Raw genomic sequence first — 14,473 nt, 5'->3', positions numbered from 1 at the left:
CATGGAAAAGGCCGCAATGCGGCCTTTTTCAATTCACCCGCCGCCTATTCAGCCAAGCGCCAGGTGGTACCACCCTTGCCGTCTTCCAGCACCACACCCATGGCGCCGAGCTGGTCGCGGATGCGGTCGGACTCGGCCCAGTTCTTCTCGCTTCGGGCCTGCAGGCGCGCGGCGATCAGCGCCTCAACCTCGGCGGAATCGACCTTGCCGGCGGCGCCAGCCTGGAGAAAGGCCTCGGGCTCGAGTTGCAGCACGCCGAGCACCCCGGCCAGTTCCTTCAGGCGCGCCGCCAGACCGGCCGCGGCCTGCAGATCGCTCTCGCGCAGACGATTGATCTCGCGGGCCAGCTCGAACAGCACGGCGCAGGCTTCCGGCGAGTTGAAGTCGTCGTCCATGGCCGCACCGAAACGCTCGGCGAAGACTTCGCCGCCGGCCGGCGCGGCATCCGGCAAGCCCTTGAGCGCATTGTAAAATCGCTCCAAAGCACCCTTGGCTTCCTTGAGGCTGTCTTCGGAGTAGTTGATCGGGCTGCGGTAGTGGCTGGACACCAGCAGGTAACGCACCACTTCCGGGTGATACTTTTCCAGCACTTCGCGGATGGTGAAGAAGTTGCCCAGGGACTTGGACATCTTTTCGCCATCCACCCGTACCGCGCCAGCGTGCATCCAGGCGTTGGCGTAAAGCTTGCCGGTGGCTGCCTCGCTCTGCGCGATCTCGTTCTCGTGGTGGGGGAACACCAGGTCCGGGCCGCCGCCGTGGATGTCGAAGGTTTCGCCCAGGCAGCAGGTGGACATCACCGAGCACTCGATGTGCCAGCCCGGCCGGCCTGCGCCCCAGGGCGACGGCCAGCTCGGTTCGTCAGGCTTGACGCCCTTCCACAGGACGAAATCCAGCGGATCCTGCTTGGCCTCGTCGACTTCGATGCGCGCACCGATTTTCAGGTCTTCGATCTTCTTGCGCGACAACTTGCCGTAGCCGACGAACTTGCCGACCCGGTAATAGACGTCGCCATTGCCCGGCGCGTAGGCGAAGCCCTTGTCGATCAGAGTCTGGATCATCTGGTGCATGCCGGCAATATGCCCGGTGGCGCGCGGCTCCTGGTCCGGACGCAAGACATTGAGGCGTGCCTCGTCCTCGTGCATGGCGGCGATCATGCGTTCGACCAACGCCTCGAAGGGCTCGCCGTTGTCGTTGGCGCGCTTGATTATCTTGTCGTCGATGTCGGTGATATTGCGCACATAGGTCACCTCATAGCCACGCTGGCGCAGCCAGCGGCTGACCACGTCGAACGCCACCATCACCCGCGCGTGACCGATATGGCAGAAGTCGTAAACCGTCATGCCGCACACGTACATGCGCACCTGGTTGTCCACCAGCGGTTTGAAGACGTCTTTGCTTTTGGTCAGCGTGTTGTAGATCGAGAGCATTGGAATTCCTTGGAAACCACGGGCCGGCGTAGCGGCCCGATTCTAATCAACCACCTGGGTTTTAAGCCCAGGAGTCGCGCAGGGTCACGGTACGGTTGAACACCGGGGTACCGGGCTTGCTGTCCTTGCTGTCGACGCAAAAGTAGCCTTCACGCTCGAACTGGAAGCGCTCCTCGGGCTGCGCCTGGGCCAGCGACGGCTCGGCGCGACAGCCTTTGAGCACCACCAGCGACTCGGGGTTGATGTTGTCGAGGAAGCTGCTGCCCTCTTCTGCCTTTTCCGGGGTCGGCGAGCGGAACAGACGGTCGTACAGGCGTACTTCGCACTCGATGCTGGCAGCGGCCGGCACCCAATGGATCACGCCTTTGACCTTGCGCCCCTCGGGATTCTTGCCCAGGGTATTTTCGTCGTAGCTGCACCGCAGTTCGACGATATTGCCCTCGGCATCCCTGATCGCCTCATCGGCACGGATCACGTAGCTACCACGCAAGCGGGCCTCACCACCGGGGATCAGACGCTTGAAGCCGGCAGGCGGGACTTCCTCGAAGTCGCCGGCATCGATGTAGATCTCGCGGGCGAATGGCAGCACGCGCACGCCCATGTCCTGCTTGGGATGGCGCGCCAGCTCGAGGTTTTCCACCTGACCTTCGGGGTAATTGGTGATCACGACCTTCAACGGCCGCAATACGCACATGGCCCGCGCGGCGGAGGCGTCGAGGTCTTCGCGAATGGCGAATTCGAGCATGCCGATATCCACCAGGCCACCGGCGCGGTTGACGCCGACCATGTCGCAGAAGGTGCGGATCGAACCCGGGGTGTAGCCGCGCCGGCGGTAGCCACTGAGGGTCGACATGCGCGGGTCGTCCCAACCCTGCACATGGCCTTCATCGACCAGCTGCTTGAGCCGGCGCTTGCTGGTGATGGTGTAGTTCAGGTTGAGCCGGGCGAACTCGTACTGCCGCGGCTTGCTCGGCACCGGCAGGTTGTCGAGAAACCACTCGTAGAGCGGGCGATGATCCTCGAACTCGAGGGTGCAGATCGAGTGGGTAATGCCCTCGATGGCGTCCGACTGACCATGGGTGAAGTCATAGCTGGGGTAGATGCACCACTTGTCGCCGGTCTGATGGTGATGGGCATGACGAATGCGGTAGAGAATCGGATCGCGCAGGTTCATGTTCGGCGAGGCCATGTCGATTTTCGCCCGCAGGGCACGCGCGCCATCGGCGAACTCGCCGGCCTTCATGCGGGCGAACAGCTCGAGGTTCTCCGCCACCGAACGCTCACGGAACGGGCTGTTCTTGCCCGGCTCGGTCAGATTGCCGCGGTACTGCCGCGCCTCATCCGGCGACAGGTCGCAGACGTAGGCCTTGCCGGCCTTGATCAGCTCGACGGCCCAGTCATGCAACTGGTCGAAGTAGTTGGAGGCGTAGCGCTCCTCGCCGGCCCACTGGAAGCCCAGCCACTGCACGTCGCTCTTGATCGCGTCGATGTATTCCTGGTCTTCCTTGGCCGGGTTGGTGTCGTCGAAGCGCAGATTGCACTCGCCGCCAAACTCCTTGGCCAGGCCGAAGTTCAGACAGATAGACTTGGCATGGCCGATATGCAGGTAGCCGTTGGGTTCCGGCGGGAAGCGGGTGATGATCTTCGTGTGCTTGCCGGCGTCCAGATCGGCCTGGACGATGGGACGAAGGAAGTTCGAAGCGGCAACAATCTCTGGCTTGCTCATGGGGTCCTTGATCATGCGGATGCGCGGCACAGGGAGGCCGACAAAACAAAACGCCTATCATAGCCGAAGCAGGCGCGATACGCATGGTCACGTCCCACGCGGTTCGCGCAACTTGCCCAGGCTTCCAAGCCCTTGAGTTTCAAGGGCTTGGAATTGCAGGACAAAGACCACCCTGGCCCCGTTTCAAGCCTGCACAAGCGCATCAGAACCAGCATGAAACATATGACTGCAGCCCAGCCGGGTCAGCTCAGGGTGTAGCCGTTGTCCACCACCCAGTCCTGGCCATAGACGCCTCGGGCACCTTGGGACAGCTGGAACAGAATGACATTGGCCACGGCCGCGGCCTCGAGAAAATGACCAGGCAACAGGCGCTTGGTGACCGTATCGGCCACATCGCCCAACTGTTCATCGCTCAACCCCAGAGTGCCCCAGAGCGCCGTCGCTGTAGGGCCTGGAGAGACGATATTGATGCGCATATCCAAGGCTGCAAGCTCCACCGCGATGGTTTTCACCTGCGCGGTCAAAGCCGCTTTGCTGGCGATATAGGCGGCCAACCCGGGAAAGGTCGAATGGGTCAGGAAGGTGCTGACGAAGACTACAGAAGCTGGCTTCGCCAGCTTGTCGCGCAACGCTGCCAGGGTATTCAGGGCGCCCTCCCCATTGACCGCCCATTGCCGGTCGAACGCGCTCAGGTCGAGACAGTCAGCCAGTTCTGCGATACCGGCGTTGGGCACCAGGTAATCCACCGGCCCCAGACAGGCAGCCTGCTGGGCGAGACTGTGCAGGTCTTCCTGGCAGGTCACATCGCCGGCATGCCAGTGCAAACGTTCACCATAGGTTTCCAGCAGTGCCGGCAAGCCGCCGAGAGTACGGGACATGGCCAGCACCTTGGCGCCGCGCTGCAACAAGGCCGCGCACAGCGCCAAGCCGATACCGGAACTGGCGCCGGTAACCACGGCCAGGCGATCCTGGAATTCGCTTCTCATCAATGCTCTCCGATGCCCGGCGATACCGAGCGGCTGGGTCACCCAGAGAGATATTGTGGGCAACCGGTTTCCAATTCGGAGCAGCAACGCTGCTCGCGACAGGACCTTTTTACCGTGAGAGAGAGGGTGGGCGACTTGATCACAATCAGCTTTGCCGCCCAGCACAGAATGCCTGCAGTGCGGGGCATGCGGTGTCGGCGATGCCAGGAGCGCCCGCCGGCGAGGCGCCTGTATATTGCCAGGGTATAAATGGCGCGCCAGCCAACAGCCCAGCCGGGTTGGCGAGCCGAAGGATTACAGCTCGGCCTGCCTACGAACGGTCGTGCGGCTCAGGCGAATCTTTGCCGCTCATCGATTTACGAAAACCGCCGATTGCCCCCCCCAGGTCGGAACCCAGGCTGCGCAGTCGCTTACTGCCGAATAACATGACCACTATCAGCAGAACGATAAGAAGCTGCCAGATGCTGATACCCATGGAGTACTCCTTGTTTAACGAGCGAAATCAAATACCGGTTGAAGCCATGCGCGTCCGTGCACAGTAATTTGTAAACACCCTCTCAGTGATGGGCCTGGCCATGCTGCATGGCCGCCGCTTGTTGCAGAACCGCCTGATCGATCTCGGCGAAAGCCAGCACCCGGGCGCCGTGGATGGCAGCCAGTTGCCGCGCGGCCTGCTCATCGGCAAAGGGAGCCAGCACTGCGCCCATCGCACCGGTCAGGCCGCTGCCGGCGAGGTCGACCACGTAGAACGCCTGGGTAGCATCGATCAGGTGACTATCGTCGGGCGCAGCCCAATCGCTGCGACCCATGTCATGCACGTAGAGCCTGGCATCGCCAATGCGGTTTTCCGGCTGCAACCACCAGCCGAGCATCTCCGCGGCGGAACAGAACTTCTTCACCTCGCCCTTGCCCACGGCCTGACCCTTGGGTCCGGGGAAGTCGGTGATGATCATGCCGCAGACATGACACTCATCGCTGTCGTGAAAGGCCACAGGGGTGAGGCTTTTCTGTTCGGTTTCGGGCTCGCTGCAGGCCAGCAACCCCAACCCCAGCAATAGCGCCAGCAGGGTTCGCGTAGTATTTTTGAACAGGTTTTCCATCATTGAACCTCGTTACTTGTAAAACACAGCTTGGATTGTTGACCCGCGCGCCCCGACCTACGCGGCCCGACCCCAGCAACGCTCAGAACATCAGGTCGGGCGGCGCAGAAACACCCAATAGGCCAACACCAAGGGCACGCCAACCCACAGCAACAGGCACGACCATAGCAGCATGCCGTCAACGGGCAGGTCGCCGCCCAGGGCCATGACACCGGCAGCATTGCCGCTACCCTCGAAACCGGACAGATTGATCAAGCGATAGACATCGGCCGGGTTGAGCAGCAGCAACCAGGGCAGCAGATCTGGGCTGAACTTGCCCTGACTCAGCACCAGCAGCGCCAGCAGGGCCAGGTCGAACACCAGCACGAAGAGGAACCACACGCCCAGGGCCAGCCCGGCGGCGCTGGATTTTTCACTAACCTTGCTGCTCAGCACATAGGCCATGGCCAGGAACACCCAACCGAGCAGCGTGCTCGACAGCATGAAGCGGCCGAACGCCCAGCCCAGCAGACCCAGTTCGATATCCTCGACCAACACGGCAATGGCCAGGCCGGCGCAGCCGAATCCGATCAGGGTGGCCAGCGCCAGGATCAGGCCATGGCCGACGAACTTGCCCAGCAGCAACTGGCCACGCCCCAGGGGATAGGTCAGCAACAGCATCAGGGTGCCGCCCTCGTCCTCGCCGACTATGGCGTCGTAGGCCAGCAACAGCGCGATCAGCGGCACCAGGAAGGTGGCCAGACTGGCCAGGCTGGCGATGGTCGCCGGGATCGAAGTGAAGCCCAGCTGCCCGGACGCCGCAGCGCCGAGCCAGGCGATACCCACCGCCAACACCGCGAACAGCAGGCTGATGGCGAGCAGCCAGCGGTTGCGCAGGCCGTCGCTGAGTTCCTTGCGGGCGATATTCCAGACCTGGTTCATGCCACACCCTCCTCTGCTTGAGCACCCTGAGCGTGGGTCATGTAGTGGCGATACAAATCCTCCAGCGACGGCTGGTGGATATCGATGTCCTGGGCTCCCCCTTCGCCGAGCAACTGGCGCAGCAGGCCGAGCTTGTGGCCGTTGATCGCGACCACTTCGACGCCATCGACGCCGACCGAGCGGGCTTGATGCCCGTCGGCGTGCCAGCGCTGCAACAACTGCGCGCTCTGTTTCAGCCCACTGGCGCGGATCACCGCCGGCAGGCCGGCATCTGCGCGCAGGCTGGCCAGGCTGCCGACCGCCTGCAGGCGACCATGGGCGAGGATCGCCGCGCGGTTGATATGCGCCTCGACCCCCGGCAGCACGTGGGAGCAGAGAATGATGCTGGTGCCCTGCTGACGCAGGCGGTCGACCAGTTGGTAAAGATCCTGGGTGGCGATGGGGTCGAGACCGACCGTGGGTTCGTCGAGCAGCAACAGGCGTGGCACGCCGAGCAGTGCCTGGGCCAGACCGAGACGCTGGCGCATGCCCTTGGAATAGGTCTTGACCCGTCGATCCATGGCTGCGGCCAGGCCGACCTGCTCCAGCAACTCGCCCACCTGGTTCATCGGTGCGCCCTTGAGGCGGGCGAAATGGCGCAGGGTTTCGCGGCCGCTGAGCTGTGCATAGAAGGTGACGTTCTCCGGCAGGTAGCCGAGTTGCTGGCGCACATGGGGATCGCTGGGCGTGCGCCCGAGCACTTGCACCCGGCCGTGACTGGCCTGCAACAGGCCAAGAATCAGCTTCATGGTGGTGGTCTTGCCGGCGCCGTTGTGGCCGAACAGACCCAGTACCTCGCCCTCGCCCAGGCTCAGATGCAGGTCGTGCAGCACGGTCAGGTTGCCGTAGTGCTGGCTGACGCCCTCTATCTCGACGGCATTCATGGCGTTGGCTCCTGGCGGGTTGGCAGCAGATCGGTGGTGGGCAAGCGCATCAGCGGGTGGCTGTCCTGCACTCCGGGAGACTTCATTACCGGAAAGGCACGCTGCACCCAGCGCAGCAATTCGATGCCCGGACTGTTCATCAATAGACGCACCTGCGGGTACAGCCACAGCAGCCGGTCGACGTTGTCGTTGGGTTCGTAGGCGACATCGCCCAGGCCATCGTCATTACGATCCCAACCCAGGTAGTCGCTCCAGTAGTTGCCGCGCCCCTCCAGCGACCATTCCTGGGTGCGGCTGGCGACGTACTTGACCTGCTGGCGATTGCCGACGAAGGCGTTGCCAGCGATGCGGTTGTCCTCGGAACCCGCGGTCAGGTGGATACCCAGGGCGCTGCGTTCGAAGTGGTTGTGCTCGATGCTGTTGAACAGCGAATTGTAGATGAACAGCGCCTTGCCTTCGGCACCGGAGATCATGCTGTCGCCGGTCGAGCCACTGCGCACGTCGCTGACAAAATTGTCGCGCACGGTCGAATAGGTGATGTAGTTCATCAGGATGCCGTAGTTCTCGTCCTGTTCGGAGCGATTGCCGATCACCGTCAGTTTGCGGCTCTGCATCAACGCATAGCCGGTGCGGGTGCGGCGGGTGGTGTTGGCGAACACCTGGTTGTCGTTGGAGAACATGTAGTGCACGCCGTAACGCAGGTCTTCCAGGGTGTTGTCCTCGAGCAGGTTACCGTTCGAGGTATCGATGTAGATACCGTCGCGGGCATCGCGCACCTGGTTGCCGACGACCTTGGCACCGCGCACCGCATACAGGTGGATGCCATTGCCGCGATCCTGGGAGCGGATACTCGGATCGCCCTGGATGCTGTTGCCGAGCAGGCTGACATCCGCCGCGCCGTCGACCCAGATGCCGAAGCCCGGGCCTTGCAGGCGGTTGTCCTTGATCACCGCGCCGCGCGCGCCGGGCTGGATGAACACCGCGGCGTTCATGGCGGTCATGTCCCGCCCCCAATCGAGCAACGTGCAGCCCTCGATGGTCACCTCGGGCGCGCTGATAAGCAGACCGTTACCCTGGCCTTGCCCGTGCAAGACGGCGCCTGGCTCGCAGCGGATGTGCATCGGCTGATCGACGCTGAACGAACCCTGATAGTCGCCGGCAGGCAGCCGCCAGCGATTGTCGCCCTCGGCCTGCAGCGGTAGCGAGGTGATGGATTGCGCCGCCGCCTGGGCCACGCCGAAGAAAATGAGCAACAGCCACAGCGCACTGGCGCGAAGCGAAGCAATTGCCTGGGGTCTGAGCACTGCGTTTACCTTGTTCCTCGAGCCGTACAGGGCTGGAGAAATAAATGGGGTCCGTAGCCTGGATGCAATCCGCGAGCTTTACAAGAGCCTTCGCGGATTGCATCAGGCTACGGGGCTACGCCTTTATACCGGTTCGACCATCATGCGGCCGACCATTTCCATGTGCAGGGCATGGCAGAACCAGCTGCAGTAGTACCAGTGCAGGCCCGGCTTGTCGGCGATGAAGGTGATCGACGAGGTCTGCTGCGGGCTGATTTCCATGCTCGCACCATGGTTGACCATGACGAAACCGTGGGACACGTCTTCGATCTGGTCGATGTTGGTGATGGTCACGGTAACTTCATCGCCCTGCTTGACGGTGAACTCCTGCACACCGTACGACGGCGCCATGGAGGTCATGTACACCCGAACCTTGTTGCCGTCGCGGATGACCTTGTTGTCGGTCTCCAGGTTGATGCCATCCTTTTTCGCCATGGCCGTGGTACCGGCGAAGAACGGATCGTTGCGATCCCAGATCTTCTTGGTCTTGACCTGGTCACGACGGGCCATGGTGCAATCATGCGGTTCGGCGAAGGTCGGGCCGTCGTGCACCAGCTTCATCTCATCGCCGGAGATGTCGATCAACTGATCGTTCTCCGGATGCAGTGGGCCAACCTGCAGGAAGCGGTCCTTGGAGAACTTGCACAGGGCAACCAGCCACTTGCCATCGGCTTCGTTGGTTTCACACAGCGAGGCGTGGATATGACCCGGCTGGTACTGCACGTCCAGCTTCTGCTTGATGTAGTCGACCTTCTCGCCCTTGTAGGCGCGCACGGCGTCGGCCATGTTCCACTTGACCACCTGGCTGTCGATGAACAGCGTGGTGTAAGCGTTGCCGCGACCGTCGAAGGTGGTGTGCAGCGGGCCGAGGCCCAGCTCAGGCTCGGCGACGATGGCGTCGCGTGGATCCTTCAGCTTGCCGGCGAACAGGTCGGGCAGTTTGGCGATCTCGATCATCGACACGGTCGGCGACAGCTTGCCGTTGGCGATGAAATACTTGCCGTCGGACGAAGTGTTGAGGCCGTGCGGGTTCTTCGGCACCGGAATGTAGCGGGTGAATTCGCTGTCCTTGTCGCCCTTCTTGCGGCCATCGAGCACCGGCACCTTGGAGTCGCCCAGGGTGATGAACTTGCCGGCCTTGACCGCCTTTTCCGCCGCCTGCATGTCGAACACCACGACCCAGTCGCGCTCGTTGCGCATCATGCCGCCGAGGTCGTAGGCCTTCTCCGAGTTGTAGCAGGTGGCCGCGGTGAAGCGGCCGGTGTAGTCGGCGTCGGTGTTGTCGAGGTTGCCGTCGACGATGATCTGGTAGGCCATCTCCATCGTTTCGGCGTCGATGACGTTGTACATGGTGTAGCTGTTCTCATCCTGCAGATCGAAGATCTTGCCATCGTTGGGATGGGGGATGACGAACTCGGCGTTGGCGTACACATACTTGGTGTACGGCACCTTCTGCAGGCGCAGGCCGTGGATGGACTGGCAGTTCGGCACGGTCAGCATCTTGTCGCATTTCATGATATCCAGACGGATACGTGCGACCCGGGTGTTGGCCTTGTCGTTGATGAATACGTACTTGCCGTCGTACTTGCCGTCAACCATGGAGATGTGCGGGTGGTGGCAGTCGCCGTTGAGGAACTTGACGCTGTCACCCATGATGGCGCGGCTTTCGTTAGTCAGGCCCCAGCCGGTGGCGGAGTCGACGTTGAACACCGGGATGCGCATCAGCTCGCGCATCGACGGAATGCCCAGCACACGTACTTCACCCTGGTGACCGCCGCTCCAGAAACCGATGTAGTCGTCCAGTTCGCCAGGGGCGACGTGGTACTTCTGCTTGGCCTCCTTGGCCGCCGCTGCCCAGGATTCGCGGGTCATTACCGCGCTGCCCAAGGCTGTCGCGCCGACCAGCGCCGCACCTGTCATGGCGCTGGCACCGAGGAAGCCGCGGCGGCTCAAGCCGGACTTCTCCAGCATTTGCTCCTGCTGCTTGCCATCGACTGCTGGCTTGTTCTTCAGTTCTTTATCACTCATGGGTCCTGCTCCTTGACTAGACAAACACTATTGCTCTTACGCTGTTATAGGACTCGCGCAGGGGCTACTACCTGCACTACCGGTATCAATTCGGCGCTGACAGGAGCCTTTTTGCTGCGTTTCTTTTGTTTGAGGATCAGCGGCGGGCACTTGTCGTCGTTGTGGTAGGTCATCTGGCAATCGAGGCAGTAGTGGCACTCGTTGGCATTGATGTGACCGTCCGGGTGGATTGCCTGGATTTCGCACTCCTTGGCACACAGTTGACACGGACTGCCGCACTCTTTGCGCCGTTTCAGCCAGTCGAACAAACGCAACTTGGTAGGGATGGCCAGCGCCGCCCCCAACGGGCAGACGTAACGGCAATACACCTTGCGGGTAAAGATATTGATCACCAGGAGAATCACCGCGTAGAGCACGAACCACCACTGGCGGTCGAACTTCAGAGTGATGGCGGTTTTGAACGGTTCCACCTCGGCGAAGCGCTCGGCAGTGGCCAACGACTCCAGGGAGATGCCAAACAGCAGCAGGAGGATGATGTACTTGATCGCCCACAGCCGCTCATGCACCGCGAAGGGCAACTCATACTGAGGAATCTTCAGCTTGCGCGCGGCCTCGTTGATCAGCTCTTGCAGGGCGCCGAACGGGCACAGCCAGCCGCAGAACACACCGCGGCCCCAGAGCAGGATGCTGGCGGCGGTGAAGGTCCAGAGGATGAAGATGATCGGGTCGGTGAGGAACAGCTCCCAACGGAACTCCTGCACCAGGGCGTGCACGAAGGTCAGCACGTTGACCACCGACAACTGACCCAGGGCATACCAGCCGATGAACACCACGGTGAAGATCAGGTAGCCACGGCGCAACCAGTGGAGAAAATGCGGGCGCTTGGTGAACTTGTCCTGAAGGAACAGGATCACCGTGAGCAGCAGCAGCGCCACGCCGATCACGCCGATCTGGAAAGTTTTCTGGTACCAGATGTTCAGCCACAGCGGCCGATTGGCCTCGTCGATGGCGGCCAGTTCCGCTGCGGTCGGTAATGGCCGCTCGAGGTATTCCTCGGGCATTTGATAGCCGAGTTCGAAACTGCTGAACATACCGCTGGTAGGTCCGGTCTGGCGCCGCACCAGCAGCTCCAGCGACCAGGGCGAGCCAGGGTCGAACTTGGATTGGGCGCGAATGATGAAAATCGACATTTCATCGAACTCGGGCATACCGACGGCGTACACGTCGGACAGGCGCTGGTGGTCCATATCGCGGAAGCTGATGCTGTCGCCGAATTGGCGCAACTGCACCCGGTCGAAAATGCCACCGCGCACATAGCCCGAACCCTTGTAGGAGTAATCGCCACTGCCCAGCACGGCAATCGCCTGTTCGCCGGGTTTTAGCTCCTCCATCAGGAAGCGATACTGGTTGTCGCCCAGCAGGTTACGACCGATGGTCGGCGCGTTCAGGTGGGCGGTGTAGAGATCGATAAAGGTATCGTCGACTTGCTCGGGCGACGCGGCTTCCACCCCTTCGGCCTCGGTGCCCTTGAACGCCTCATCGACCTGACCACGGGTCAGGTGCAGGCGGCGAATGGCGCCGTTACCGGTGAGCTGGGCCCAGTCGGCGGGCTGGTAGACATCTTCGCGCACAGTGGCCGGTTTCTGCGCCAGACCGGCATCGCTCTCGATCAAACCGAGCGACACAGCCACCTCGTGGGCGGCGCGCATCACCACCTCGTTGACCACCATGACCGTGACGGTGGCGCCGGTGACCGCATCGACCGTCACCGCATCGGGATCGCCGGAACGGCCGACCACTACCCGCTGACTGACCTTGATGCCCTGGTACTTGGCGTTGAAGGCGTGCAGTTTCGCTTCGGGAATACCGATCAGCAGGATCGGTTCGTGGTGTTCGAGCACATAGGCGTCCCGAATTACACCGTCAGTGTCGAGAATCACCTGCATGTTGATCGGCTTACCGGAATAGGCCGGAATATCGATCACATCGAGGCTCTGGAATACATAGCCGAGCACCTCGTCGCCACTCGACAGGGTGCGCACTTTAAACTCCCCCTGCGCTTCTGACACGCTAATCCCGCCGGGGAAAACCTGATCGATGCGCTCTTGCTCGATGTCGCCGTAACTCTTGGCCTGCACACCCTGAAGCGTCGTACAGGCCAGAATCAGCAAAAACAAGCACGCATTTTTCCATGAACACAGATGACTGTACGCAAAAAACCGATTGATCTTCATGGGGTTATATAAAGCCGACAATGAATATGCCTGCATGGTACTTAGCCCGCCCCCTATCTCGATTGACACAAGTCAAGCTACACCCCAGTGCGGCAATCTGCCGCAAAGAGGGAAACTGCCCTGAAAGTAGCTCATTTCGCCGCACTTGCCGCGAACGAAATACTGCCCATTCCGACCAGCCTACTCCACCCGCGGCAGCCTTTCATGCGATTGTGAAAAACCGAAGGCCGTCGCGAGGGCTTCGTCGGACGAGCGCACCAGGCGCTCAAAAACCTTGCTGCGTCAGCACGATCCTCAGTCTTTGCCGAATGGAGTCAAATAGACCGCAGTGGCCCCGCGCGTAATTGCACTGGCCTTGAGCTCCAGGCGCGCGATGCTGCGCAGATGCACCTGATCCGGACCATCGGCGAAGCGCAAGGCGCGACCAGTGGTCCACATGTCCGCCAGCGGCGTATCGGGAGTCAACCCCATGGCGCCGTAGACCTGCATGGCGCGGTCGACCACGCGGGTGTGCATGCCCGGCACCAGTGCCTTAATCATGGCGATTTCCTTGCGCGCCGCCTTGGCGCCTACCTCGTCGATCATCCAGGCGGTCTTGAGCACCAGCAGGCGTGCCTGCTCTATCTCGATACGCGACTCGGCAATCCAGTCACCGATGTTGGCGTACTGATGCAGGTACTTGCCGAACGCCTTGCGCTCCTGGCAACGCTCGACCATCAGCTCCAGGGCCAGCTCGGCCATGCCGATCGAGCGCATGCAGTGATGCACGCGTCCGGGGCCAAGGCGCGCCTGGGCCATCATGAAGCCCGCCCCCTCCTCGCCCAACAGGTTGCTCGCCGGCACCCGCACATTGCGCAGCAGCAGCTCGCTGTGGCCTTCCGGGGCGATGTGATTCATCACCGGAATATTGCGCAACAGCTCGACGCCGGGCGTATCGAACGGCACCAGGAGCATGCTCTGCTGCTGGTGGGCATCCGCATCCGGGTCGGTCTTGCCCATGACGATCAGCAGCTTGCAGTCGGGGTGCGAGGCGTTGGTGATGAACCACTTGCGGCCGTTGATAACATACTCATCGCCTTCGCGGCGGATCAGGGTCTGGATGTTGCTGGCATCCGAGGACGGTACGTCCGGCTCGGTCATGGCGAAGGCCGAACGCATCTCGCCATCGAGCAGCGGCAGCAGCCAGCGCGCACGCTGCTGCGGGGTGGCGAACAGGTGCAGCAGCTCCATGTTGCCAGTGTCCGGCGCGTTGCAGTTGAACACCTCGGAGGCCCAGGACACGCGACCCATGATCTCCGCCAGCGGTGCGTACTCCAGATTGCTCAGGCGGGTGCCCGGCTCGTCCGCGCCCAGCGCCGGGAGAAACAGGTTCCACAACCCCTCACTGCGCGCCAGCGCCTTGAGATCGGTCATGAACGGCACCGGAAACTGGCCGGCGCCAACGGCTTGGTGCCAGGCGCCGATGCGCGGCACCACATGCTCATCCATAAAATGGCGCAGCTGCTGACGCAGCGCTTCGGTGCGGGGGCTGTAGGCAAAGTGCATGGCGAACCTCGAATCGATCATGGAGTTGAGGCATTACGTTAGGCCGACACCTGAGCTAAACACAGGATATTCGCCCGCCTGAATCGCGGCCCATCACAGCCGCTCAGCAGGCAACGAACCTTGACCGGGATCATCATCGATGCCGCCAGAGCTGCTACGTGCAGCAATTTACTCCGCATCAAGGATGCCGGTTTGCTCCGGTATGTATTGCCAAGTCATTTGCTGAATCCAGGCAGGACT

General features: G+C 61.9%; 11 protein-coding genes. All 11 read right to left on the bottom strand.

The window, feature by feature from the left end; genetic code table 11:
- Positions 1 to 44: 44 nt before the first annotated feature.
- The 11 genes from cysS to BM315_RS00350 all read right to left on the bottom strand — a co-directional run bounded on the left by cysS (position 45) and on the right by BM315_RS00350 (position 14,233).
- Positions 45 to 1,427 carry a cysteine--tRNA ligase gene (cysS, locus tag BM315_RS00400; RefSeq protein WP_090496676.1) on the bottom strand — a complete coding sequence of 461 codons (1,383 nt, stop codon included), beginning with the start codon at positions 1,425 to 1,427 and terminating at the stop codon, positions 45 to 47.
- A 61-nt stretch (positions 1,428 to 1,488) separates the two neighbouring features.
- Positions 1,489 to 3,153 carry a glutamine--tRNA ligase/YqeY domain fusion protein gene (locus BM315_RS00395; RefSeq protein WP_090496992.1) on the bottom strand — a complete coding sequence of 555 codons (1,665 nt, stop codon included), beginning with the start codon at positions 3,151 to 3,153 and terminating at the stop codon, positions 1,489 to 1,491.
- A 242-nt stretch (positions 3,154 to 3,395) separates the two neighbouring features.
- Positions 3,396 to 4,139 (bottom strand): SDR family NAD(P)-dependent oxidoreductase, encoded by a 744-nt coding sequence (locus BM315_RS00390; protein ID WP_090496674.1) that lies wholly within the window; start codon positions 4,137 to 4,139, stop codon positions 3,396 to 3,398.
- A 310-nt stretch (positions 4,140 to 4,449) separates the two neighbouring features.
- Positions 4,450 to 4,614: a twin-arginine translocase TatA/TatE family subunit gene (gene tatA / locus BM315_RS00385; RefSeq protein WP_090496672.1), complete on the bottom strand. Its 165-nt coding sequence runs from the start codon at positions 4,612 to 4,614 to the stop codon at positions 4,450 to 4,452.
- Positions 4,615 to 4,696: 82 nt separating this feature from the next.
- Complete coding sequence (locus BM315_RS00380; RefSeq protein WP_090496670.1) at positions 4,697 to 5,239, bottom strand: nitrous oxide reductase accessory protein NosL; 543 nt, start codon at positions 5,237 to 5,239, stop codon at positions 4,697 to 4,699.
- 90 nt (positions 5,240 to 5,329) lie between these two features.
- Complete coding sequence (locus tag BM315_RS00375) at positions 5,330 to 6,160, bottom strand: ABC transporter permease (RefSeq protein ID WP_090496668.1); 831 nt, start codon at positions 6,158 to 6,160, stop codon at positions 5,330 to 5,332.
- Positions 6,157 to 7,083, bottom strand: a complete 927-nt coding sequence (locus tag BM315_RS00370) for an ABC transporter ATP-binding protein (protein ID WP_090496666.1) — start codon at positions 7,081 to 7,083, stop codon at positions 6,157 to 6,159. Before BM315_RS00370 ends, BM315_RS00375 begins: the two co-directional genes overlap by 4 nt.
- Positions 7,080 to 8,369 carry a nitrous oxide reductase family maturation protein NosD gene (locus BM315_RS00365; RefSeq protein ID WP_425287757.1) on the bottom strand — a complete coding sequence of 430 codons (1,290 nt, stop codon included), beginning with the start codon at positions 8,367 to 8,369 and terminating at the stop codon, positions 7,080 to 7,082. Before BM315_RS00365 ends, BM315_RS00370 begins: the two co-directional genes overlap by 4 nt.
- Before the next feature lie 141 nt (positions 8,370 to 8,510).
- Positions 8,511 to 10,397 carry a TAT-dependent nitrous-oxide reductase gene (gene nosZ, locus BM315_RS00360; RefSeq protein ID WP_170862129.1) on the bottom strand — a complete coding sequence of 629 codons (1,887 nt, stop codon included), beginning with the start codon at positions 10,395 to 10,397 and terminating at the stop codon, positions 8,511 to 8,513.
- A gap of 101 nt (positions 10,398 to 10,498) precedes the next feature.
- Complete coding sequence (gene nosR / locus BM315_RS00355; protein WP_090496660.1) at positions 10,499 to 12,688, bottom strand: transcriptional regulator NosR; 2,190 nt, start codon at positions 12,686 to 12,688, stop codon at positions 10,499 to 10,501.
- A 294-nt stretch (positions 12,689 to 12,982) separates the two neighbouring features.
- Positions 12,983 to 14,233 (bottom strand): acyl-CoA dehydrogenase family protein, encoded by a 1,251-nt coding sequence (locus tag BM315_RS00350; protein ID WP_090496658.1) that lies wholly within the window; start codon positions 14,231 to 14,233, stop codon positions 12,983 to 12,985.
- Positions 14,234 to 14,473: the final 240 nt, after the last annotated feature.

Source organism: Pseudomonas borbori (assembly GCF_900115555.1).
GTDB lineage: Bacteria > Pseudomonadota > Gammaproteobacteria > Pseudomonadales > Pseudomonadaceae > Aquipseudomonas > Aquipseudomonas borbori.
Note: the sequence above shows the minus strand (reverse complement) of the source record. Positions and strands in the feature narration are given on the sequence as shown.